This is a genomic window from Belnapia moabensis DSM 16746, assembly GCF_000745835.1.
In the GTDB taxonomy this organism is placed as follows: Bacteria; Pseudomonadota; Alphaproteobacteria; order Acetobacterales; family Acetobacteraceae; genus Belnapia; species Belnapia moabensis.
In genome coordinates, this window is record NZ_JQKB01000001.1 from 1 (window position 1) to 23,606 (window position 23,606).

21 protein-coding genes and 1 tRNA gene are annotated in these 23,606 nt (G+C 64.8%); 6 read left to right on the top strand and 16 right to left on the bottom strand.

Annotation, left to right across the window (positions count from 1 at the left end; genetic code table 11):
• The first annotated feature begins 296 nt into the window (after nt 1–296).
• On the top strand, nt 297–974 hold the full coding sequence (locus EP26_RS37205; protein ID WP_157033348.1) for a glycine zipper family protein: 678 nt from the start codon (nt 297–299) through the stop codon (nt 972–974).
• 92 nt (nt 975–1,066) lie between these two features.
• Here the strand turns inward: EP26_RS37205 and EP26_RS31505 are convergent, their stop codons facing one another.
• Nucleotides 1,067–1,801: a CHRD domain-containing protein gene (locus EP26_RS31505; protein WP_052388603.1), complete on the bottom strand. Its 735-nt coding sequence runs from the start codon at nt 1,799–1,801 to the stop codon at nt 1,067–1,069.
• Between the two features lie 378 nt (nt 1,802–2,179).
• Here EP26_RS31505 and EP26_RS00015 point away from each other — a divergent pair, with 378 nt between their 5' ends.
• Nucleotides 2,180–2,377, top strand: a complete 198-nt coding sequence (locus EP26_RS00015; RefSeq protein ID WP_043334323.1) for a hypothetical protein — start codon at nt 2,180–2,182, stop codon at nt 2,375–2,377.
• Between the two features lie 86 nt (nt 2,378–2,463).
• On the opposite strand, the gene EP26_RS00020 is transcribed toward EP26_RS00015, so the two are convergent.
• On the bottom strand, nt 2,464–4,584 hold the full coding sequence (locus tag EP26_RS00020; RefSeq protein WP_245624245.1) for a heavy metal translocating P-type ATPase: 2,121 nt from the start codon (nt 4,582–4,584) through the stop codon (nt 2,464–2,466).
• A 161-nt stretch (nt 4,585–4,745) separates the two neighbouring features.
• Between EP26_RS00020 and EP26_RS00025 the strand changes: the two genes are divergently transcribed.
• On the top strand, nt 4,746–5,165 hold the full coding sequence (locus tag EP26_RS00025) for a MerR family transcriptional regulator (protein WP_043334325.1): 420 nt from the start codon (nt 4,746–4,748) through the stop codon (nt 5,163–5,165).
• A 190-nt stretch (nt 5,166–5,355) separates the two neighbouring features.
• Complete coding sequence (locus tag EP26_RS00030) at nt 5,356–6,465, top strand: MBL fold metallo-hydrolase (RefSeq protein ID WP_043334327.1); 1,110 nt, start codon at nt 5,356–5,358, stop codon at nt 6,463–6,465.
• 51 nt (nt 6,466–6,516) lie between these two features.
• On the opposite strand, the gene EP26_RS00035 is transcribed toward EP26_RS00030, so the two are convergent.
• On the bottom strand, nt 6,517–7,161 hold the full coding sequence (locus EP26_RS00035; RefSeq protein WP_043334329.1) for an SOS response-associated peptidase: 645 nt from the start codon (nt 7,159–7,161) through the stop codon (nt 6,517–6,519).
• Nucleotides 7,162–7,170: 9 nt separating this feature from the next.
• On the bottom strand, nt 7,171–7,353 hold the full coding sequence (locus EP26_RS00040) for a hypothetical protein (RefSeq protein WP_245624246.1): 183 nt from the start codon (nt 7,351–7,353) through the stop codon (nt 7,171–7,173).
• Nucleotides 7,354–7,598: 245 nt separating this feature from the next.
• On the opposite strand from EP26_RS00040, the gene EP26_RS00045 reads away from it, so the two are divergent.
• Nucleotides 7,599–8,321, top strand: a complete 723-nt coding sequence (locus EP26_RS00045) for a hypothetical protein (RefSeq protein ID WP_043334334.1) — start codon at nt 7,599–7,601, stop codon at nt 8,319–8,321.
• A gap of 425 nt (nt 8,322–8,746) precedes the next feature.
• Here EP26_RS00045 and EP26_RS00050 read toward each other — a convergent pair whose 3' ends face one another.
• The 3 genes from EP26_RS00050 to EP26_RS38560 all read right to left on the bottom strand — a co-directional run bounded on the left by EP26_RS00050 (nt 8,747) and on the right by EP26_RS38560 (nt 11,664).
• Complete coding sequence (locus EP26_RS00050) at nt 8,747–9,292, bottom strand: hypothetical protein (RefSeq protein WP_043334337.1); 546 nt, start codon at nt 9,290–9,292, stop codon at nt 8,747–8,749.
• Nucleotides 9,289–10,977: an AAA family ATPase gene (locus EP26_RS31510; protein ID WP_052388605.1), complete on the bottom strand. Its 1,689-nt coding sequence runs from the start codon at nt 10,975–10,977 to the stop codon at nt 9,289–9,291. Before EP26_RS31510 ends, EP26_RS00050 begins: the two co-directional genes overlap by 4 nt.
• A 390-nt stretch (nt 10,978–11,367) precedes the next feature.
• Entirely contained in the window at nt 11,368–11,664 is a 297-nt protein-coding gene (locus tag EP26_RS38560; RefSeq protein WP_084112207.1) for a hypothetical protein, read from the bottom strand.
• Between EP26_RS38560 and EP26_RS34560 the strand changes: the two genes are divergently transcribed.
• Complete coding sequence (locus tag EP26_RS34560) at nt 11,609–11,911, top strand: site-specific integrase (protein WP_052388607.1); 303 nt, start codon at nt 11,609–11,611, stop codon at nt 11,909–11,911. The two genes, EP26_RS38560 and EP26_RS34560, sit on opposite strands and share 56 nt — an antisense overlap.
• A gap of 27 nt (nt 11,912–11,938) precedes the next feature.
• Here the strand turns inward: EP26_RS34560 and EP26_RS32860 are convergent, their stop codons facing one another.
• The 9 genes from EP26_RS32860 to EP26_RS00100 all read right to left on the bottom strand — a co-directional run bounded on the left by EP26_RS32860 (nt 11,939) and on the right by EP26_RS00100 (nt 23,458).
• Nucleotides 11,939–13,768 carry a DUF6538 domain-containing protein gene (locus EP26_RS32860; RefSeq protein WP_084112209.1) on the bottom strand — a complete coding sequence of 610 codons (1,830 nt, stop codon included), beginning with the start codon at nt 13,766–13,768 and terminating at the stop codon, nt 11,939–11,941.
• Nucleotides 13,769–14,476: 708 nt separating this feature from the next.
• A complete protein-coding gene (locus EP26_RS00075; protein WP_052388608.1) occupies nt 14,477–15,136 on the bottom strand; it encodes a recombinase family protein in 660 nt (219 codons plus the stop codon).
• Between the two features lie 283 nt (nt 15,137–15,419).
• On the bottom strand, nt 15,420–16,382 hold the full coding sequence (locus EP26_RS32865; protein ID WP_211259335.1) for a Bpu10I family restriction endonuclease: 963 nt from the start codon (nt 16,380–16,382) through the stop codon (nt 15,420–15,422).
• A gap of 1 nt (nt 16,383) precedes the next feature.
• Nucleotides 16,384–17,670: a DNA cytosine methyltransferase gene (locus tag EP26_RS32870; protein WP_084112211.1), complete on the bottom strand. Its 1,287-nt coding sequence runs from the start codon at nt 17,668–17,670 to the stop codon at nt 16,384–16,386.
• 89 nt (nt 17,671–17,759) lie between these two features.
• The gene (locus tag EP26_RS32875; RefSeq protein WP_084112213.1) at nt 17,760–18,236 is read right to left on the bottom strand and encodes a very short patch repair endonuclease; all 477 of its coding nucleotides are present in this window, start codon (nt 18,234–18,236) and stop codon (nt 17,760–17,762) included.
• 201 nt (nt 18,237–18,437) lie between these two features.
• Nucleotides 18,438–18,566 carry a hypothetical protein gene (locus EP26_RS38025; protein ID WP_281177061.1) on the bottom strand — a complete coding sequence of 43 codons (129 nt, stop codon included), beginning with the start codon at nt 18,564–18,566 and terminating at the stop codon, nt 18,438–18,440.
• Nucleotides 18,567–18,850: 284 nt separating this feature from the next.
• Entirely contained in the window at nt 18,851–20,584 is a 1,734-nt protein-coding gene (locus EP26_RS00090) for a hypothetical protein (RefSeq protein ID WP_157033350.1), read from the bottom strand.
• A 979-nt stretch (nt 20,585–21,563) separates the two neighbouring features.
• Nucleotides 21,564–23,321, bottom strand: coding sequence for a site-specific integrase (locus EP26_RS31525; RefSeq protein ID WP_342669071.1), 1,758 nt, complete (start codon nt 23,319–23,321; stop codon nt 21,564–21,566).
• Between the two features lie 63 nt (nt 23,322–23,384).
• Nucleotides 23,385–23,458: transfer RNA gene (locus EP26_RS00100), tRNA-Gln, on the bottom strand.
• Nucleotides 23,459–23,606: the final 148 nt, after the last annotated feature.

Consider the following 23,606-nt stretch of genomic DNA (forward strand, 5'->3'; position numbering starts at 1 on the left):
CCATACAGTAAAGCGGCCGGGTTAAGGACGGAGCGTGCTGCTGCGGGGCGCCCCGCCGCCGCCAATAGGTTGGGCTCACTGGGACTTGGTATTAGCCGTAGGACCTTAGGGAACAGGCTCCGTCGAGACGAACCTGATGGCCTCGACAGGCGCGGAGTGGATGCTGGTCAAGCGGCTCCCAGCCGAGAGATCCGGGTGGCAGGATCGTGCTGTGCCGAACCAAAACTCGACGTGGACGTTTCGTCTGCAAGCCCGCCCGGCTGGTGAGCCGCGAAGCGGGCAGGAGAAACGCCGTCATGCCGGGCTTCAGGGCTTTTGCCGCACTCGCCGGGGGCCTCGCCCTCGGCGCCTGCACCGTTGCACCACCGACCGGGCCCAACGTCTTAGTGTTTCCGGCAGAGGGGAAGGACCTCGCCCAGTTCGGGCAAGAGGACACGGCCTGCCGAGGCTACGCACAGCAGCAGATCGGCGGTGGCTCGCCCCAGCAGGCGGCGAACCAGAGCGCGGTCGGCAGCGCGGCCGTAGGCACGGCGCTCGGTGCGGGTGCAGGCGCCCTGCTCGGGGCGGCGGGTGGCAATCCCGGGGCAGGCGCCGCGATTGGCGCGGGAGGCGGCCTGCTGGCGGGCTCGGCTGTCGGTGCCGGTAACGCGCAGACGTCGGCGGGCAGCCTCCAGCAGCGTTACGACACGGCCTACCTCCAGTGCATGACCGCGAGCGGTAACAGGCAGCCAACCTATGCTGCGGTCCCGTCTTACTCCTACGCGCCGAGCAGCTACTATGCCCCTTACGGCACTCCGTCCTATTGGGGCGCACCCTACTACGGCTACGGTCCCTATGTCGGTGGTCCCGCCGTGTCCTTCGGCTTCTTCGGGGGCGGCTTCGGCCACCGTCACTTCGGGGGCCGCCATCACTTTCGTGGTCATCGGCACTTTGGTGGCTACGGCCATCATGGTGGCCGCGGCCACCGCCGCTAGGACAACCAAACCAGTTAGCCTGCTGCGGTTCTGAAGTCCAACGGACCGCAACCGGCGATCCGTTGGTTCTGGCCGTCAAACCAAGGCGGTGCTCAGATGAACCACTGCCCAGTAGCCTCGAAGTTTGCCGTAGCCTCGGACGCGATGGCATTCCAGTCGACGACGTCGTTCGGGTTCAGTCCGAGGTCGCTGACCGCCTGGAGCACGTCGGCGGCAGGTGCAACCCCTGTCAGTTCGCCGGAGGCGACTGGCAGCACCAGCTTGAAGCCAGCGGTGCCGTCAACCTCACCCTCGGTGCCCACACCCTGGTTGGCATTGGTCGTCATGCCATGGATGACGATCTCCTTGGCCTCGAGCGGCGTGATGCCGTCGAAGATGGCCTGGGCATTCGGATCGTCCGCCGAGAAGGTGAACACCTCGTGGTAGCTCAGCTTCCCGTCCTCGCCGACGGTCGGGAATACCGCCTCGTCGGTGTGGTCATGGCCCTCAGTGCCGTGATCATGAGCGGCGTTCTCGGGGTTCAGCGTCAGGTTAAGCTGGATCGGACCATAGGTTGCCAAACCCTCGGCGAGCTCGACGAAGCCGTCGCCGTCCGTGTCCTGGGCGATGGTGGGCGACTTGGAATCGGTATCGTCAGCGAAGCCATGGATATGCTGAATGTGCATCGGCCCTGGCTCCAGGCCGCTGGCCTGGATGTCGACGGTCAGGGTCTGGGTGTTCTGATCGACGAGCATCACCACCCGACCATCGACGCCTGAGTTGTTCAGGGCGTTGAGATCAGTCGAGTAGAGCAGCTTGCCATCTTGGACGTAGGTGTCGTGTGCCATGGTTGTCTCCCGGGCCGTTTGGACCCAGGAGCAATACAGATGCCCCCAATGCACGGATGCGGAACAATACTTGGAAAAATGCCGAGGACAGCGCGCAATATTCGGTACGATATCTTCATATCTTTGTGGATCACTGGCCAGGAAGCCCGGCTCCGGTTCGCAGCCGCCTTGGCGAGCTTTGACGTGGCTAGAAAGACCGGCACAGGCCCGGCTTAGCTTCTGCGGCAACGGACGAGCCTGCTGCGCCGCCAGCATCTTTGCCGCTGGAAGCCGTAATGTCCTACCGCCTGCCGCCCGTTAACTCTCTTATGGCGCTGCTACTGTTATTGCTCCTATCCGCCGCCATACCCGCGGCGGCTCCAGAACGAGCCGATCGAGTTGGCGGAGGGTCCTTTTGAGATCACCGACCCGACGGCCGCGCCACGCAGGGCGGCAGAACTTGCCTTCGTCGGGTTGTACGAGCGGGCCAGAAGCGGACACGTCCGCGACACTGGGGGAGCGGAGGCGGAAATCGAGATGGGCGTCGTGGCGGGGCTCGAGTTCCGCATGGGGGCATGCCTCTGGTGCTGGAACTGAAGCCAGACCGCCTTCAGTGATGCCGAGGCAGCCCTCGGCGGCAGTGACCGACACTGCGCTGAACGCCTTGTTGTGTCGGCAGATCATCAGCCATGCGTCGCCACCTGGAACCGGTATCCCAGCAGCCGCAGGGCGTTCAAGGTCACCAACACCGTGGCACCGGTATCTGCCAGCACTGCGGGCCAGAGGCCGGTGATGCCAACCACCGTTGTCACCAGAAAGACCGCCTTCAGGCCGAGGGCGATGGCGACGTTCTGGTGGATGTTGGCCAGCGTCGCGCGCGACAGCCCGACCAGGGCGGCGACGTCCACGACGCGGCTGTTCAGCAGTGCTGCGTCGGCGGTTTCCAACGCCACATCGGTCCCGCCGCCCATGGCGATGCCGACCGAGGCGGCGGCCAGCGCGGGCGCGTCGTTGATGCCGTCGCCGACCATGGCCACCGGCGCCTTCGCCTTGAGGCCGCCGATCTCGCGCAGCTTGCCCTCGGGCAGCAGGCCTGCCTGCACGTCGAGCCCGAGCGCGGAGGCAATGGCCTTGCCGGTCCGCGGGTTGTCGCCGGTCAGCATGACCGCGCGAACCCCAAGGTCACGCAGTGCGCGAATGCCTGCGGCGGCGTCCGCCCGCGGCTCGTCGCGGACGGCAATGAGGCCGGTGGACGCGCCGTCCACAGAGACGACAACCACCGTCTTTCCTTCGCCCTCCCATTCTGCAACCGCCCGCTCCGCATCAACCGGGAGAGGCGCCTGCTCGCTAGCGTAGCTGGGCGAGCCGACACTGACCCTTTTGCCGGTGACGACCGCCTCGACAGCCTTGCCCGGGATGGCCCGAAAGTCCTTGGCTGGGCGCAGCGGGATGCCGTCGGCCGCCGCCCGCTCCAGGATGGCGCGGCCGAGCGGGTGGCTGGACCCGCTCTCCACCGTCGCAGCGAAGCCGAGCATTGTCCGCTCGGAGCCGGTCAGTGCCAAGACGTCCGTCACGCGCGGGCGCCCCTCGGTCAAGGTGCCGGTCTTGTCGAAGGCGACCGTGCGGACGCGGCCAATGGTCTCCAGGGCGCCGCCGCCCTTGACCAGCAGGCCTCGCCTGGTGCCGACCGCGAGGCCGGAAGCGATGGCGGCGGGTGTCGAGAGGACGAGCGCGCAGGGACACGCCACCAGAAGCAGCGCCAGTCCGCGGTAAACCCAAACGTCCCAGTCAGCACCGAGCAGAAGCGGCGGCGCCACGGCGACCAGGGCCGCGACGACGACTGCGATCGGCGTGTAGATGGCCGAGAACCGCTCGATGAAGCGCGCGGTCGGCGCCTTGGCCTCTTGGGCCTCATCCACCAGGCGGATGATGCGGGCGATGGTGTTGTCGGAGGCGGGCTTGGTCACCCGGACCTGGAGCGTGCCAGAGGCGTTGATGCTGCCCGCGAAGACGGAGCCGCCCTCAGTCTTCGGCACCGGCACGGACTCGCCGGTGACGGGGCTCTCATCGACCTCGGACGCGCCCTCGACCACCTCGCCATCGGCTGAGACGCGGTCGCCAGGGCGAACCAGGACGAGATCGCCGACCTTGAGACTGGCGGCGGGCACCTCCCGCGCCGTCCCGCCCTCGACGAGCAGCGCCGTCCGCGGCACCAGGGCACCGAGCGCCTCGATACCTGACCGCGCCCGGCTGGCGGCGACGCCCTCCAGCAGTTCGCCTTTGGTGAACAGGAAGACGACGGTAGCCGCCTCGGAGGTCGCGCCGATGGCGATTGCGCCGACAGTCGCTATCGACATCAGCATCTCGATGGAGAAAGGCGACCCTGCACGCGTCGCGGCGGCAGCCTTTTGGCCAAAGAAGGCAAGGCCGAGCAGGGTGGCTGGCAGGTAGGCCCAGTGATCCAGCGAGGGCACGGCGAGGGAGACGGCGAACCCGGCTGCGATCAGGACGGCGAGGATAGCCGCCAGGCGGGCCTTGGTGCCCCGCCACCAGGGCCGACGGACAGGACTGCGGACCTCGGACCCGGCAGTGCCCGGTTCACCCGCGACCACCCGTGGCGCTTCGACCGGCGCGATGCCGTAGCCAAGCCTGCGGACCTGCTCCTCAACCGCCGTTCGCGGCGTGGCGGCCTCGTCCAATCGGAAGGCCAGGATCTGGGTGCCGTAGTTGACCCGAATGTCTCTGGCACCTCGAACGCGGCCGACGGCGGTCTCGATCTTCGAGGCGCAACTTGGGCAATCCATGCCCTCGACCCGGTATCTCAGGGCCGCCCGGGAGTGCTCACCCGCTTCAGCCAGTCCTCCGTCAGCCATAACTACCCATCCCGTCCTTGGATCGCCGCTAGCTTGCGCCGGGGGTGCATGGCACCTCATATGGACCCTATGGCCGCTACAGGGTCAAGAGCATGCCATCGGAGACCTCACTCAGCATCGGCGACCTGGCGAGGGCAACTGACACCAAGGTCGAGACCAGCCGCTGGTACGAGCGGGTTGGGGTTCTCGCGGCCCCCGCCCGGACCTCAGGCAACTATCGGGCCTACGGATCGGAGCATCTGGAACGGCTCAGCTTCGTTCGGCGCGCCCGAGACCTCGGGTTCTCGCTCGACCAGGTGCGTGACCTGCTCCAACTCGCCGACGATCGCAACCAGTCTTGCGACGCCGTGGACCGCGTCGCCCGCGAGCACCTGGAGCAGGTTGAACGCAAGATCGCTGACCTCAAAGCACTCCGGCACGAACTGCGGGACCTCATCGGCCAGTGCTGCCATGGGACCGTGGCCGAGTGCCGCATAGTCCGGGCCCTGGCCCCTGATCGAGGGGCGGCATAGCCGTTAGATCGCCGTCCGCTGGCCGAACTGCTTCTAGGACCAAGGCAGGACGGGAGATGCCAACAGTGTCTCCCGCCCGATGCTTGGATCCGTGTGGGCCGCATGGCAGGCGAGGTGGCAACGTCTCGGCCGGAGGGCCCGGCAATCTTCCTCACTATGCTGCCTGCCCCTCCAGTGCTCAGGATGCCCCGTGACAGATGCCCCATCCCGACCCGCTCGCAGCCTCACCCGGCGCCGCCTCGTTGCCCTGCTCGGCGCCGTTCCGGTGCTGGGGGCACTGCCCTGGATCGGTGGCTGTTCCGGCAACAGCATCGCAGCCTATGGGGGCCCAGTAAGCGATCACTTCAACGGCGAGCGGTTCTTTAACCCGGGCGGAGCCAGTCCGCGTGGCTTCCTTGATCTGGCACGCTGGAAGCTGGGCGGGAACAACGAGGGCTGGCCGGACTCCTTTCCGAGCCCGTTCCCGCCGGATCGGCCGCCCCGTCGCGTCGAGGGGAAGGCGCTGCGCGTGAGCTTTGTGGGGCACGCGACCTTCCTGATCCAGGGAGCGGGGCTGAACATCCTGACCGACCCAGTCTGGTCGGAGCGCGCCAGCCCGTTTTCCTTTGTCGGCCCCAGGCGGGTGAATCCGCCGGGGATTGCCTTCGACAACCTGCCGCCGATTGATGTCGTGCTGGTGTCGCATGGCCATTACGACCACCTGGACCTCGAAACTCTCGCACGCCTCTGGCAGCGTGACCGACCCCGAATTATCGCGCCACTCGGCAACGATGCCACCATCCGGGGGCGTGACCTGGCCATCGAGGTCACCACCGCCGATTGGGGCGGCGTGGTGCCGCTGGGCCGTGGCGTCAAGGTTGTGCTGGAGCAGGTCCACCATTGGACGGCGCGGGGCCTGCTGGACCGCAACCGCGCTCTGTGGTGCGGCTTCGTGCTGCGTGGCCTCAGCGACGGCGTCTTCTTCGCGGGCGACACGGGATTCGACGAGGGCCGCCCGTTCCGGCGCATTGCCGAGCGGCACGGGCTACTCGGGCTCGCACTGCTGCCAATCGGTGCCTACGAACCCCGGTGGTTCATGGCGGGCCAGCACATGAACCCGGCGGACGCGGTTCAAGGCTTCAAGCTGCTCGGGGCGCAGCAGGCCCTGGGTTACCACTGGGGCACCTTCAAGCTCACCGATGAGGGGGTCGGCCGTCCGTTGGCAGACCTTGCGGCGGCGCTCGCCACGCAAGGTGTCGACCCTACCCGCTTCGTCGGTGGCCGTCCGGGTCTGGTCTGGTCGAGAGCGGCGGAAAGCTGATTTGCGCCGATGAGTTTTATGGCGCCACCAAGCAGGGTTTGACATCCAGGCTCAGGCTGGATCCTTCCGGTTGCCCCTCGACACGATGAGCATGTCGGCATCCGGCAAGGGACGCTGTAGCTCCCTAGCAACCTCCCAGGGCGCCTCCAACCAGGTGTCCATCTCGTCGGGCGTCGTCAGCAGCACCGGCATAGCTTTCGGATGAATGGCGCCCACTGTCTCGTTCGGGTCGCAGGTCAGGAAGCCGTAGAGCTCGTGCTCCCCCTCAACTGGATCAGCCTTGGTGCCGCGAACCCCGGTCCAGGTGGTCCAAATCCCCGCGAAGGCGAACAGCGGCCTCTCTTCCGACAGCCCGAACCAGACCGGCGTCTTCTTGGGCTTGGTGTCCTCCCACTCGCTGAAGGAGGTGACCGGCACCAGGCAACGATGCGCCGGTCCGAGCCAGCGGCGCCAATGCGGGCTGCGAGTGTTGCGGATGTTGGTCACAGGGTGCCCGCCATACTGCTCCGGCCCCGGCATGCCCCAGCGCATCATGGTGAGCTCACGCTCGCCGTCCTCAGCTTGCCGCACCACAGGGGCCATGCTGTCGGGATAGATGGCGGGCAGCGGCGGCAGGTTGCCGGTGCTGTCGCGTGTGGCCCGGGTGAGCCCCATGATCGCGCGCTGGTTACTGGTCACGCTGTAGAGATTGCACATGGGTCAGCCTCAGGTGCGCTTCTTCCTCACCCGCTTCTTGGGCGCGGCGTTGGTCAATGCAGCCGCCCAGGGATCGATGACCTGTTTGGTGCCCTGCCGCATCGCGGCCGTCTGATGGCGCTTGGCCTGGCCGAGCATGACGCCCCGGGCTGCTCCGGCCCAGGCATTCGCGCCGCTGAGCATCATGCTCATTAGCGGATTCCTCGTAGTCCATGGGTTGAACATGTCCGTCTCCTGGGGCGCCGACTGAGGGCCTCCCAACCTCGTCAGAAGCCAGTCGAGCGCTGACAGTTGCCGAGGGCCAAATGTTCTCTTAACGTTCTTTTCCCTGAGCCGGAGAGCCTTGTGGAGCCGAGACAGCCTGAACCCGTGCGGCTGCGAATACCGACCGGCCTTGCCGTGTCGCCGTTCCGCATGCTTGCAAATGAGGTTCCAGCATGTCCGCAGACCACGATGCCGTAGACGACAGCTTATCAGGCGATAGCGACCTTCCGGATAGTGAGCCGGATCTCTGGTTGCCTCGGGCCGTAGACCCAGCCCAGGTCGCCGTCCGACTCGCGATCCAACGCGCCCTGGCCGAGCAGGGGATCAACGTCGATACCCTGACGGGCGCCGTTGTCATCGAGGTGTTAAGCCCGGATTGGGTGTCGCCCGTCAGCTTGGCTTGGCGGGACATCGCCAAGGTGCCCAGCAAGCGGACGTCCACTAGCAGGACAGGCGACATCGAGGTCCGGCCGGGCGCGTGGATGGTGTTCGATGGCGATGGATCAGGATCGCGCCACCGGCCCAAATACGAAAACGAGCAGATCTCGGAGAGCCTTTGGCAGGGCCAGAGCGTCTTGGGGGTGTCCCAAGCGCCCGACCGGCTCCTGCCGCCGGACCTGATTCGAGCCGCCGACCTGAGACTCGTCCTGCGGCCCCTGGACGCCGAGGACCTGAGGAGCGTGGCCCAGTCGGTCACGTCCGACACCACGAACTTGATGCTCGCTCCCGAGGTCTGCGCCGCCGTGTCGCCGATTGTTCTAAAGCTAGCGCGACGGCCGGGGCAGTCGGCGGAGAACTTCCTGCGGCGTGCCGAAGGGATCGTGGCTCGCGCAGATTCGGGAGCGCCGCGGCCGCGCTTTCGCTGGACGATCTCCCTGGCATGGATGCTGCGGTAGCTTGGGGACACGACCTGGCGCGCGTCCTGGAGACCTACAGCGCCGGGCGGCTATCCTGGGTGGATATTGACCGCGGTTGCCTGCTCGCCGGTCCATCAGGGACTGGCAAGACCACCTTCGCGCGCGCTGGCGGCGACTTGCGGCGTCCCGCTTGTCCCTGGCTCCTACTCGATGGCAGGCATCGAAGGAGGGCTACCTTGGCAATCTGCTTAAGGCGATGGCGGCGACCTTCGATGAGGCACGCAAGGTGGCGCCCGCCATCCCGTCCGTCGAAGAGCTCGACAGCTTCTGGAGCCGCGGCGCCGACAGCCGTCATCGAGACTGGTAGGCCTCGGTCGTTGGTGCGCTGCTCGACCATCTGGACGGCGGCGTTGGGCGCGAAAATCTGTCAACTTTGTTGGGGGCGGGCTGAAGCAGCCGTGTTGTCACCCCCTGAATACCACGCGGCTGGCTGTCTCGTCCCAGTACAGCCAGCCGTCGGTGGTCCGCGCGAGGTGCCGGAGGCGCTCGAAGAACTCGGGCGTCACCACCCCGAGGCTGTCGTGAACCGGCAGCGGCTCCCGCTGGTCGCTATTGACCCATTCGCGCAACCGGTCTTCGTAGCCGAAGGGAAACGAGCTCGCGTCGTGGCTCTCCGAAATCCAGGCCAGTGCATCGGCAAGCTCGAGTGTCGGGTTTCGGGAAACGATCCCCTTGTAATCCCGCTTCCAATCCCGCCATCGCGCGACGAGCTCCGGCGGCACCTTGTCGTGCAGCCAGCGTTGAAGCAGGAAGCTGAATGCGGAGTGCGGCTGCGGACGCCAAGTGGTCATCCGCGACACCCGCTCCCCAGCGGCGGCGAGCGCGTCCCGGGTGTCCCGGCAAAGGGCCAGAAAGCGGTCTCGCATTTCCTCCTCGCCCACGGTTAGTGAGAAGGCGTCGTCAGCCTCCTCGGCCTGTGCCGCCTCCCAATCCTGTGGCGGCCCACTCATGCGCGCGCCATCCCCTGATCGCGCGCCGCAAGCACCCCCTCGACCAGGCGCCGCAGAACCCGGAGCGAGCCGCCACGCCACGCCTGCTGGATGGCGGCGAGCTCGACCCCGTCCACCGGTGCCCCCCAGGACTGGTGCCAGCCGATGTCGTCGATCGTCCGCTTGATGATGTGGTTGGCGAGAGCCTCGGCATGCTCGACGGAGGGGGACGGGAACCGGATGATCCGGCAGCGGTCGCGCATAGGTGCGGGGATGCCCTCCAGCGAATTCGCGGTGCTGAGCCAGATGACGTGGCTCAGGTCCACAGGCCCTTGGAGGAACGGGTCGAGCCAGCGGCATGCGCTCTCCGGCTCCAACATGCCGAGCAGGGCGTCGAGCAGGTTGCCGTTGTGCTTGCCCGTGCCGACCTTCTCAAGCTCGTCGAGGATGATGCCGGGGGCAGCCGTCCGGAAGCGTCGGGCCAAGGCCACGGGCATGCTCGGCTCGCCCGAGTGCCAGCGCCTCGGCGTGCCCGCGATTGAGGAGTCGGATGCACCGCCGCAAGGATAGATCTGGTGGCGCACGCCCAGGAGCTCGAGCAGGCGGCGCGCGAATGCCGACTTGCCGCATCCTGGCTCTCCAACCAGGATTGTTGGCTTCAGGTGGACCGTGCCGCGTCCCTGGAGGTCGCGCAGGATGGCCTCCGCCACGCCCTCCGCGTGCGGGAACTCGTGGATCAGGCGCCGGAGGCTGCGCGGCACTGCGTCGACGTCCAGCGTCGGGAGCGGCAAGGCCCTGCCGACGATTTCCTGCCAGGGCGCCATCGCCTCCTTGGCCTCTTTGCCGCCGGTGCCGACCTCGCGGACGAGGACGACGCTCGGCACACCAACGGCCGCCCCGCCCTCGTCACTCAGGACCTCGGCGAAGATGGCATCGAGATCCTCGGGAACCGTGTAGTCGAGCACCCGCTTCATCGCGCCCGTGCTGCGGCGTGGCTCGCTGTCCACTTGCACGAAAGGAGCGGCGGCCGCAGGGGCTGCCGCCTCTTCCGCCCTCCGGGCCATACTGTCGTGGTATGCTAGCAGCACCTGCACGTGGGCATGCCCGGCTACCCCCGCCTTGTCGCGGAGGTCGTCCCAGCGCCCCAGTTGGTCCCTGCTGATGCCGACCGGCTTGGCGTCGGCGGAGATGGCAATCCAGCCCATCGCCCGCTCGGTCAACGCCGCGCTCTCGGCGGGCGACATGTCGTCGTCCAGAGCGAGCCGAGAGGCAAGCTGGGCAATCTGCACGCAGGCATCGGTGTCACCGAGGATGGCCGCGTAGAGGGTGGCGCGGTTGGCGCAATCCCGCGCGTCGGGGCCGCTGTAACCCCGGTTGCCGACAGCTTGGTGCAGCAGGTCGGCAGCCGCGAGGCAGGACCTGGCATCGGGGGAATGCTCGAGCCCCTGCACAGCCATCTGCACGAACAGGTCGATGTCCGCTTCCAATTTCAGACGCCGGAGCACTCGCTGGCACCAGCCGCGGATGTCGTTCAGCGCGCTGTCTTCGAAGTATGGGCTCCCGGCGATGAGTTCGCGGACGGTCGGGAGGTGGCGGCCCTTCCGGGCCGCTTGCCGGTGCCGGTCGCGGACACGGAGATAGCGTGCGTTGGCCTCGTCGTCGTTGTGGATGCGCTTGCGCGTACGGGACGTCTGCTTCTCGAACATTGGCGCTCCTGCTGCTGCTCTCGGGTCACCAGATAACCGGTGTGCGCGCAGGAGGCGGGGAGCTACCTGCGCTGGCGAATGCCTATGCTGAGCGGGGCGCGGGGACGCATGAGGGGCTCCATTTCGCGGCAAAATAAAAGCCTGAAAAGCGATCTATGTCAACGCTTTACGGGAAGCCTTCGGTGTTCGATTGCCCTTGTGTCGCTGTGCCGGTGGTTTTGGGCGGCGGGGAGGCCTGCTCACCGGTGGCAGGGCAAGGACCTCGACGACCGGTTGCGGTCCATCCCGGAGGAGCTCGCACTCACAAGCGACGATCAGGTGCCAACCCATCTCGCGCAGGGCGGAGTGGTTGCGCTGGTCGCGGGCGACTTTTTCCACGAACTTGCGTTCTTAAAATTCCAGCCTGCTCTTCGGCATTCGTGTCGGGGGGCAGCGTGGGGCGAGATGCCGGTGCCAGAAGCAGCCGCGAACCTCGACGATGCAGCCCCGGCTCGGCAGCACGATGTTGGGCCGCCCGGGTAGCCGCTTGTCGTACAGCACGTAGCGCAGGCCAGCAGCGTGCAGAGCCCTGCGCACCAGCATCTCTCCGCCGATCCGAAAGGGAGCGGCCGACGTCGACGACTGTTGGCAGGTGCTCGGTGCCATCTGTGGGAACCGGCTGCGCGACCATTGCGACCTCGCGCTCATCGTCTTGGGGATGGCGGGAGCGCTCCGCCGGTTGGAGCTCGTCGCGCTGCGCCTTGAGGATCTGGAGCGGGTGCCTGAGGGCCTGCGGTTCACGGTGCGCCGGTCTAAGATTGATCAGGAGGCACAAGGTGCCGTCATTGCCATCCCGAACGGCAGGCGTCTCTTGCCGCTTGACTTGGTTGAGGCTTGGCTGGCGGCGGGATTGAAGCGACATGGTTCGTTTGGTGATCCCGAGCGTTCACCGTAATCGACCAAGCGACGGAGGAGCCGAGGACTACCAGGGCACCTCACCGCGCACGCGCCTTAGCAGGAGCGTTGGGCACACGTCGTCTGGATAGGTCACGGCATCGGCAACTTGCCTGAGTGCCTCGGCCGTTAACCCATGAAAATACACTTTGAGCCCTACCGACTTCGGAGCATCTCCCGGACGCTCATGCTTGTGGCCGAGCATCGTGTCGATCCAGTTCTGCTTTACGGTCTCGCTGCCGAGGATGGTCTCAACATTGTGCCGGAAGCTGTGGAAGACCATGCTGCCAGGCGTCCCGATTGCGGTCTTGTGTCTGCTGAACTCGCGGCTGTACTCGGCGGCAAGATTGCCATTGGGACCACTAGCGGTGAGTTCGAAGAGGCGCTCCGCCCCTGCGACCCGGCGTGCTTCCACCATTCTCAAGATCCCTGCCTCGAGCAGCGTCGGATGGATCGCCACAGCGCGCCTTCCCGCAGGGCTCTTCGTTGTCCAGGCAGGCCTGCCTTTGTCCTTCTCTGCCTTCTGTGTCTGGATGATGAAGAACCAGTCACCCTCGACTTCCACCACGTCCTGCGGTCGGAGACGGGCGATTTCCTCAACTCTGGCGCCCGTGTAAGCTCCGATGGCAACGAGCCAAGCATGAGTTTCCTCGGAAACGCGGACTCCCTTTCGGTTTTTGGGATTCCAACGGGCCCGCAGAAGACGATCGAGAGCCTCGACCGACCAGGGGAGCCGCTCGCCAGCGACGACCTTGTGTTCGATGCCATCGAAGATGGATTGGTCAGCGATCCGCTCGGTAAGATGCTTCCATAGCTGCCGCAGCAGCGAAAAATGCCGTTCGATCGTCTTCTCGCTCAGCCGCGGAATCGCTTTGTCTTTGCTATCCGCGATAGCAGCCGGGACCGATATCGGGCGGCGGCTTTTCCCGTGGCTGGCGGGTAGTTGCCGGAGCGCATCCTGGAACCGGAACGCATCGTCCTCCGTGTACCGGTTTGTGCGCTTATCGCCGACGACCTCCATCCACATCCGGATCGTTGCGCGACTCTGGTGCTCCGTATGCGCTGGGTATTGTTTGGCTTTGAAGAACCTTCCTACGAGTTCGGAAAGCAGCGGCGGCTCGCCCGTACGATACGAAAGGGTAGCCTCTCCTGCTGCGGGTGTTAATGGTGGCACGTTTGCGGCTGGCGCAGCGGCTCCAACAGCCGCCTCTGGTGTGGGCTTCGTCCCGGCGAGCAGTTCGGGCTTTGTAGCTTGCGATGCACTGGCCGCGATCTCGGCGAGCCGGGCGCTGACTGCGGAGTTCACCTCCGCTGCCCTCTGCGTCCGAGCCAGGGTTACCTCCGCCTCGTCGGCACGTGCCTGCTCGCGAATCTTCCGATGTTCCGCTAGCCCAACGCGATCCAATGCCGCCGCTTGTGCCATGCGGGCCGTTCCGGCCTCCATACGCTCGGCGATTAGCGCCATGTGCTGGGCGAGGTGACGACGCTGATCATCCGGCAGCGCCATCACCAGGTCGACAGCCTCTCGGTTAAACAGCAGGCCTGCGAGAGCACCCTCGCCTCGGAGGAGGGCAGCCACCAGCCCATCAGCCGTGGGCGAGGCCAGGTGCGGCTCATCGAGAAGCTGGTCGATGAGCACCTTGGCGTGGCGCGCGGTCAGGGTAGGGATTTTGGACACAGCTTTGAACACGGCCTCCGTCGCTAGCCAGGCCAACCTGGCACGTCCGGCTGCTTTCCTAGGGCAGACTGTATGCAAGCTGCGATTAATTTCTGTGCGTCCGATACGCGTTCTGAGCGCATCGGGAACTCGGCGCCGGAACCAATAGGTGCCGCAGCGTCGACGCAGGTTGCTGCCCATCCGAGCCCCATGAAGCAGGGTTGTGGAACAGGCCTGTGGAACAGACTCCCACCAAGGCCTGATTCGGCAGCTAAGCTATTGAGAAGTAGGGAGTGGCTGGGGGACCTGGACCCTCGCAGCCACCCAGCGAAACTACCGACTACCTCGGCTACCTGTGCCCCGGACAGGTGGGAGTGGACACGTTGTGGGCATCATCATTGCGGGCCCGGCGAATGGTAGCAAGGGGCTGGGCGCCGGCCCCCATCGAGGGTTCCCTTGTGTCCGCAAACGACACCCCCGTTCTGATGGAAGAAGAAGCGATCTGGCCGGGGGGGGGGGAGAACGATGTTCGGTTTCTGTGGCGGCGGCCTCTGCTGACGAAGGCCGAACAACAACAGGGCGTTCAGGCTTTAGCGGTTTTTGCGAAGCCGTCCTGAAAAGGCCCCCAGGACACCCCAGCATGATGCTGAAGCCCCAGGAGGCGAGAGCCGGCCACCCGCACAAGCGGCTCAGTCCGACTTAGGGGCTTCCTCCGTCCGATCATCGTAGCCCTGTAGCCATGCCCTGGCAGCGGAGGGGGCATAGCTCACTGGGACGACGCGAGCCTTCCTCTGCTTGGCAGCCTTCCAGCCCTCGATCCACGCATCCAGGCGACTGACGTTCGCTTCCGTCTGCCCAGCGGTCTGTCGATCGGTCTGTCTCAAGGTGAACCTCGCAAACGGAGCTTGGTCAGATCCGGGAAGAGCTGCTTGATGGCTCGTCCGAGCGAGGGCTGAGTGGGTAGGCGCCCACTTCTGCAAGGACATCTTGGACGGTGGACAGGGCAATCCCGCACTCGGCGGCGATCTTCCGCAGGGAGACCCCAGCAGCCCGTAGGGACCGCACCCGCTCCCGCACCGCATCGGCCAGCGGCGGACGGCCCAGGCGCTTTCCTTGGGCCTTCACACGGGCGATCCCGGCCTTCACCCGATCCCGGATCATCTCCCGCTCAAGCTCCGCGAACACTGCGGACATCTGGAGCATGGCCCGGCCGTGGGCCGTGGTGCCGTCGATGGCTTCTCGGTGGCTGTAGGGCTCAACCCCGGCCTCAACCAACTCGGCCAGCGCAGGAGCAACGGCAGCGGTGGAACGGCCAAGGCGGTCGATGGCGGCTACCATCAGCACATCGAACCGGCGGCGGGTGGCGTCCTTCAGCATGCGATCAAAGGCCGGGCGCTTGTCCCGACCCTTGGCGCCGCTGATGCCCGCGTCCTCATAGACCGCCACCACCCACCACCCGCGCCGCTCCGCTACCTCGGCCAGGACCATGCGCTGGTTCTCGGTGGTCTGGCCGTCCGTACTCACCCGAAGGTAAAGCGCCGCCCGCTTGCCCATGATCCCGGCCCCCATCACCGTCCGTTCCGGAATCGATTCTCGCCCAGAATGTACCCAAAATCAAGTGTTTTGCGGTACACTCGAAGTAAGGAACTGGGCCGTTGATTTTGCGGGCTTTTTTAAGGGTGCTGCGAGCTGGTTTTTCGGTACGGTCACCGCCTTAGCTGCGGCGTGGTCGTAACCACCGCTGACTCATCTGCTTGGCCAAAGCTTTAGCTGCCACACGTAGGGGGTAGAACCTTACCGTGACAGTTCTCTTAGCATTGAACAATCTTGCAAGGTAGCACGTGATGCTAACCTACAAGAGATAGCCACGCTGAAGGCCAGTCTCAACGCCGCCGCCCCAAGGGCGCGTCAGGTGATTGCGAACATATTCATACAAATGAAAGACGACATCTGGGTCGATTGGGTTCTTCACATAGCTTTCCTCATAGCGAAACTCCCGGTCTGTGTTTTTTTGCTTTCGAAATACATAGATTTGGTCGACCCGATATTTCTTTATATTGATTGCGTCAGTGAGCTTCAGCCATTCCATTACTACAATGTAGAGCGCATTTGGATTGCGAGCTTTCAGCTGATCGGCCGCACCGGAACTACCTTCCAGCATCGTTTTATCGAGATAAGTCTTGCATTCAATCGCCACTGCGGGAACTTCTAATGCGTGTTTCTCAACAGATCGAACCCCTTTCGGAGCAAGTTCCATATTGTAAGTCGCGCCAATCACAAAATCGTGGTTCTTCCGTTCGATACGGACAGATGGATTAGTCAGCATCTGAGCGTAGTTGCCCGGCATGAAAAAAAGATCCTTAAAGGTAGAACTTTTTCCAACCAGAGGCACGCCTCTAAAATCGTCGATCATGTCCCGAAACAAGTAGTAAATAAACTCTTCTAGCACTGAGCTATGCAGGTTCGATCTGCTGTCGAAGCACTCTGCGTACCTTCTTAAGTCAATAAAATCTTTGTAATCAGAAAACAACTTGACCCGCTTGCGGATAATCTCCTTGTCATTCTGATCCGGCGTCTTGCCAGGCCCTTTCAGCTGTATGTTTTGCTGGTGCCAAACATCATATTTTGCTCGGATTTCCGCGATAAACTGGCGACTCTGCCGATCGCGGTACTTAGTCCTATGGTTTTCTTTTTGGGTAATGTTCGCTCCATGCGCCAGAACGCCTGGGGTGTCCATCCCAACAGCAAGGGGGTCCCGTGCCTCCTCTTGGTTCAGCGGTAAATCGTCTTGAGGCGGCAGTAGATCGTCACTCATTTCAGGTTCCCAGCATCTCACGGAGATGCGTTGCAAGGTGGTAGGCAAGGAGTGGAGGCACCGCATTACCGATTTGGTTGTACTGGCAGAGATGTAACTCTTCTGACCTTCCCTCCCTAGACAGCAAGCGAGTACTCACAACCGTGGGCTTCCCTGAAAAACGATACCAATCTGGGAATGACTGAATGCGCGCTCCCTCTCTCGGAGTGAAGTTCCGGTGGAGGAAGGGATGAACGAAGTTTGCGTAAAAACTCGCTGGCAAAGTGTGGCAGGGCCGGTCAGGGAAAAGCCTACGATTGTTTTGATCGTACTGCTTTTCGGATAGGGTTCCTGGTGCTCCGCGACGGAAGGCTGCGTGCTCCTCTGGCGCGTCAGCACTAGACTCACCCCACTTGAGCTTGGAAAACCTTTCAATTAGGCGCTGTGAATGCCTCATCGACGTATGGTTGAAAACGCGTGTGCTGCCGGCGCGCAACATTCTCTGATAGTCATTTTGGGCTTCGCCAGCTTGCTCCAGATCCTCCGCGCCACCACGCGGTTCAACGTGAGGCAGATCGGAAATCGCGTCCCACAGGGAGAGTAGCGGCAGTAACTCGGTCCCGAAGAGCCCGGGGCTTGCATCCGGAAAATGTGTCGGCATGGGGAAGGGTTTGGTTGTCCCCGCACGAAGGCCAAGGACGAAGAGGCGCGGCCTTATCTGCGGAATGCCATAGTCCTGAGCCTTCAGAACCTGAACGTAGGCATGGAAGCCGATGCGCTTAAACTCAGCTTCAATAATCGAAATCACCGATTGGTGGTCGTCCGCTGTCCGCTTCAACAAACCCGGGACGTTCTCCATGAGGATGGCGTCGGGCTGAAGAACATCAGCAACACGAATAAACTCACGGAATAGCGAGTTTCTGGGGTCCTTGTTCGACCCACGCGCAGCATTGTTCGCGTGCGAGAAACCCTGACATGGCGGGCCACCTATGATGACAGATGGTTTGCCAAACCACTCTTTGAGGTCGTTGTCGGAAACTGCCCTCAGGTCAGCCTTCACAACCTTACTACAATGGGGGTGGTTAGCTTCGAGTGTCTCCACCGCCCAATCATCTATTTCCACCGCTCCGACGAGCTTCGCTCCAGCAGCCTGAAAACCGAGGCTGAATCCCCCAGCGCCGGCAAATAGATCAAGGACTGTGAACCTCGGCGCTTCAACGTCCAGCAGGCGTTGCCGCACGAAGAGATCTATTGGGAGAGAAAGCCTGCGCTCACGCCCGGTGGGGAGGCCTGGGGGGACAAAGTTCATCGCGTGCTATCACCTCTGCATCGCGCATACCGCGTTCCCGCTCGATTCGTCCATGCAGCATCACGCGGCATCGGGAGGTAGCTACGCAATCAAAACGTAATCTGGGCGAACTCTGATGGTTCAGGGAAGCTGGCGGGGCGGACCATGCGTTGAGGCCCAAGAACATCGCGCAAGTTACTCATCCAGAGATTTCCTCTTAAGCTGCACTCCCAAACAGTGTGTACACGCCAGCCGAGGTCTAGAAGCTTGCCAATGTTTGCGGCGTCTCTCTCCATGTTTCGGCGTAACTTAGGACCCCAATAGTCCAAGCGCACCCTCGGAAGGCGTGCCAAAGAACATCCAGGATGCTGATGCCAAAAGCAGCCATGGACGAAGATGGCGACTTTGCGCTGCGGGAACACGATGTCGGGGCGCCCGGGTAGCCCACTGACATGTACTCTAAACCTATAGCCAACAGCGTGAAGTGCCGAGCGCACTAGGCGCTCCGGCCGGGTGTTCTTGCTACGAATAGCTGCCATGACCCGGCGGCGGGCTGGGTCAACGTCATCAAACGGCTTCCGGCCCATCGTGGTTCAGCCCGTGTTGCCCTCCAGATAACGCACGCGGCTCCCCTCAAATGCTTTGACAGCAGCCTCCCAATCGCCCTCTTCCGGCGTCACCGAACGCACCCTGAGCAGCGTCACCTGCGCCCCCTTGCTGTAGTAATCCCCCTCCCGCACCGCCAGCCAAGCCGTGACGCCCTGGGCTGCGATGGCGGCGCCGGCCTGCTATAGCTCCTCCTCGGTGGGGTCCGAGTGGCGGCCGAGAAGAACATGCCGCCCGTCGCTGGCGAGAATCATCCACACGCGGTCGCGGGTGCGGTTCTTCGGGGTGACGGGGGTTCGGGTGCTGGGCATGGGCTGGATTCTGACAGAGGCGGATTCGCCACGCCAGGGCAGTCACCGGGGGCACGGGATGCTCATCAGGCGAGCACAGGGGAGCGCCGGAGGACGGACGGCAGCGGGCGCCTGCATGCCCCATCCGCCTCCACCGATCCGCCGCTTCCCCCAAGCGCCGCAACAGGCTGTCCGGCCTGCGATAGTGCTCCAGACGCCGGGCGATTTCGCCAGCGGCGCGCGGATGCAGCGCAAGCCGCCCCCGCCGGTCACGGGCGATGCACCGTTGGGAAACCTTCGCCTGCTCAAGGATGCGGTCGAGGTCGCTGGCGGACCGCAGCGGGACCTTTATGGCCGCTTTGGTAGTGGTGGTCATGCGCGTGGGCTCCTCTCATGCCGGGACGCCCTCGGTCGTCGTCATCAAGTCCCAGCATCGGCTTCACGCGCACACGCACACGCGCACCATCCCCGGCGGCTTCGTAGGCACACTCCAGCGCCTCCTTCGCTTCCTCGGCGTGGCTCACCCGGACCAACAGGGCATCGTGCAAGGGGAGGGCAAGGATGCCTTGGTCCGCCATCCTGAGCATGGCGATGGTTAAGGCCCGGCTCTCCACCCCCATGAGGACATGCCCACACAAGCGCGGCTCGCCGGGGCATCCCAGAAGTTCCGGTAGGCGGGCGAGGAACGGGTAACGTCCCAGCACAGCCGCGCGCACATCACGCACGGAGCGCGGGAGCGTCACTCCGGCCTCCGCTGCGTCCTTCCAGGCCTTGCGGGTCCAGACGCACGGTGGGCCGCCATTGCCGATGGTCGCAGCGATGTATGCCTTGACCACCGCCCGGTCGAAGCCTTGGAGCGCGTAGGGATCAGCGCCGGGGTCCAATGACTCACCAGCGATGCCGGCGAGCAGGCACAGTTGGGAGGCGCGGGCGTCAACCTCGGCCAATGGCTCCCCATCAATCCGCAGGGACGGGCGCCCCCATTCCCGGTCCCTCCGCTTGAGGCTCTGGTAGTCGCCGCCAGCGGCATACCAGCGGCCGTGGAGGTCGAACCCGTGCCCGTAGGTGAACACCCGATACCACTCGGGGCGCAGGGTCACGGGATCGTCGGCCGGGCCGTGGGTGATCCGGTGCTGGTCGGCCACGCGGTTCATCATCACGACCTTGCTCCGGAGCCACGCGAGATGGCGCCGGTCCATGTCGCTGAGGCTGTCCGGGTCGATCTCCACCCGCTCCCCGCCGATCCTCACCCGCTTGCCGTGGAGGTCCGTGGCGACGCGCGACGGGCGCCTCCACTGGACAAGATCGGCCTCGGCAATGTCCAGACGCTCCGGCTGGAAATGGGCCAGCGCACGACAAGCGCGGATGCCGTAGTCGGCTTCGGCCATCGCCAGCAGGCGCGAGGTCGGACGGAAGCGGGTGGCCTCGTAGTCGAGGACGCCGGCGCCACCGTCCTCCCGCCAGCCAGCGACAAGGCGGGCGAACCCCGGCTTCACTTCGATCCAGCCCTGGGTCTCCATGGCTTCGCGGACCTTGGTGAACACCCGGTAGCTAATGCCGGTGGCGGTGAAGGCGTTCGGATTGGTGGGATGGCTGCTCCACCGGCCCTGCATCGCATTGACGAACAGGGAGCCGACGAAGCCAGCAGCCGTGCCCTCCAGGTCAACGCCGGCCTTGGGGGCGCGCCGGTAGGTCGCCCGGACCGCTTCGGTGATCCGCTTGACCAGGGCGTGCGCCTGCGGGCTGCGGGGGCGGGTCTTCCAGCGCACCGGGCGGCTATTCGAGACGTGGTGCCACCCGTCATCCTTGTCCTCGTCCGCCTTATCGTTATGGATAATGCCCTCGGATGCCGGCGCCCCTACCTGTGCAGGACAGATGTATGCCGGTGTCTGGTTATGGTGATTGATTGAGGGATCACAGCCAGCGTCAGCCAGTGATCCTGTAGCGATCCATGTGCCTGGGTCAGCGAAGGCAACCTGGGTGTAGCTGGCTGGCTCATGCTGGCTATGGGTGATCTCTCCATGGTCGTCCATCCTCATTGCGGTCTCCTTCAGGGCTTCTCGTTGGTCGCGGGCTAGGTCTTCCGGCCTTCCGACGGTCACGCCCGATCCACATTGGCCGGTTGGTGGCGGGCATCATTCGTCGGGGTACAAGAGGCGGCATCGGCGCCTCGGCCTCGCGGCGAGTGCTGCGGCAATGGCCTTCGCCTCCCGGTCCTCGCGCCGATCCTCGGTCGTGGTGATGGTCGGCCGCCGTGCGGACCGGGGTGCGCCAGGAGACGGGTCCGTGGTGGTGGCGGGCGGGCACGGAGCGGCGTGATCGCTCGTTGGCATGGCATCGGTCTCCATGGCTGGTGGACCTTCGCCATCGGCCTGATGTCATCGCTGTCGTGACAGCACAGGTCATCCGCCTGCCGTCGCTGGCGGCGATGGGCGGTGCGTCGGTCGCGGGTTCTCTCTTGGTGTGGCACTAATGGGCAGCCAGACCCGGTGCGGGCCGGCGCCATCCATAGTCTGGCGGGAAGCCTCAGCGGGGCACTGGTCCGGCGCTACCTCTTAAGTAAGCAGAAAGCCTGAAATCAAAGGGTTGGGCCAAAACGCCTAACGCACCCGTAACAATAGTGTGCAGACCCGGCCTAAAGCCCTACCCTAGCCACGCCTGCCCGCCCGGCGGGGTGATTGTTGAATGATGCAACAATCGGCATCAATACGTGAGAAAAGAGCTGGGGCGGTCGAGTCCCTTGCGATCCTCTGGCCGAACCGCCGGCCGAATGTCTGCCAGCGGCACGCCCGCAGAACGCGCCAGGAAAGCCGTGAAAGGCTCGGTGGGGCTGTCCGCTACAACCTTGCGCCCGCTCCCGCTGTTGACTCCTGCGGCCATCTGCGGGGCTCTGCGGGGCATGTTGGGCGATGGGGTGAAGCACCGGAGCGCAGGGGAGGCGGCTCGGCCTCCATCGGATGCGGAAAGGGCGCGCCCACACGGGGCATATGAGGGATCGGCGCCGGGTCCAAGCAGGCATCAGGCGGCCACGCCCTCCCGCTGCCGGGTGTAGAGGTGCGCCAGATCAAGCTCCGGGTACTGGAGCAAGGCCAGCGTCTCCGCTGTGGCCTTCAACCCAGGTCCCTTGTCATACCGCTCCCGGCCTTCGCTGCCTCCGCGCCCGTGGCCCAGCATGAAGTCAACGTGGCGCTCCTGCTGCACATCCCGGATGCGGTTGCTCAGACGAGTGCGAACGGTGTGACGGAAGGCGTGCATCCCAACGCCTTCGCGGTAAATGCCGATGGCCTTCCGATACTCCACGAACCAGCGGGTGATGCGTGGACCGCGCTTGCGATCCTTCCCTTGAGGCTCAAGGTCCGGGAAGAGCGGATCACCGGGGTTCGGCGCGGTGGTGCGGACGTGATCGAGGAAGCCCAGCCGGATCACCTCGGGATGCAATGGCACCACCCGTTCCGCATTGGCGGTCTTGAGGCGCCGGCCCTCGGTTTCGGTGATGCGGACGAACCACACCCCCTCATCACAGCCGATGTCCCGGCGGTAGAGGTCCGCAAACTCCTCAAGGCGCGCGCCGTGGAACAGCGCCAACAAGGGCAGCCAGAACCGGGCATCGCGGATGATCTCCGGTCCTGCCTCTGCCCGCCTCACGGGATGGCAACCTGTCCACACGGGCGAGGTGAACAGCCGGGCCAGTTCCTCCGAAGTCCAGGCGTCCCGCTGCTTGCGGGCGCTTCGGTCCACGCGGAACCTGTGATTCTCCACCAGATCGCCCTTGGCGCTATTGGCGAGGTGGCCAAGGTCAACCGCGAACTGGAAGAACTGCGACAGTGCGGACAGATGGCGCTTCACCGTCTTGTCCGTCAGGCGTTCTGCTCCCTTTGCATGGGCTTCCGCAATGATGTCCACGAGGCTCCGGTCCTTGTCCTTCGGGCTCTTGCCGTAGGTGGCCGGCAGCCGGCGCAGGGTATCGAGGAAGCTGCTGATGTCGCCCCGGTGGTAGGCATCTACCGGACGATCCCCGCACACCTCCATGAAGCGCGTGACGGTCCCGCGTTCTTGGTTCATCACCTGATGCGTGGTCCGGTCCAAGGTCTCACGGCGGTTGAAGTAGGGCTCCACCAACTCGGACACCTTCGGCTTCGCGGGCACGGCGGCTTCAGGCGCAGCCAATGGTTCGGCCGGGGCCAGGGGAGGGGGCAGCGGCGCCGGGGGCTCGGATTCCACCAACTCCAAGGCTCTGCCGGTGATCCGCTTCTCAAGCTCACGGTACATCTGGACGTTCGCTTGCAGGACCCCGAGCGAGAGCAGGGGCCGCACTTCCTCGCGCAGATCGTGCGTGGCCATCAAGGCGCCCACCGTGTCTGCCACCCTAGCGAAGTCGCGTTCCGCAAGGGCTTCCTCGGCCAGCGCCATGCCCTCGGTGATCATCTCCCTGTCGTGGTGGGCCGGCTCCACTTCGCCGTCCCAGCCACTCGGGTAAACTGGACGGCCGGGCGAGGTCGCCAGTCGCTCCCGCATGTCCTCGGCAAGGGCGTCCTGAAGGTATTGCCGCAGGACCCGCTTGATGTCCGCGTCACTCATGCCAGCCGCCACCGCACGTTCCCAAGCCGAGCCGAAAGCCTCGTCCACCAGTCCCGCCCGATGCTCGGCTTCCCGATAGCGGCGGGTCCGGAGGGAGAGCATCACCTCGCCACGTGCCCGGCCGGGCAGGCGCCGGCGGTAGTGGTAGACACCTCTCCGTCGCGTGATGTGGACACCCTGTGGACACAGAACAAGCACCAGCGGCCTCCGGAGCGGGCCGGGGCCTCAAGAGACCAAGGATGTCAGCTTGTTGCGCGAGAGTGGCTGGGGGACCTGGATTCGAACCAAGACTGCCCGAGTCAGAGTCGGGAGTTCTACCGTTAAACTATCCCCCAACGCCCCCGCCGATTGGCGGGGTGGGCTGGCCTGCGAAGCGTCACCACCTCGCAGGGCGCCGCACCTACCATTTCCCTTTGCGGCCTGCAACCCGCACCTTGCGGAAAGCGCTTGCCCCCGGGGCCGCATCCCCGGATCATGCTGTTC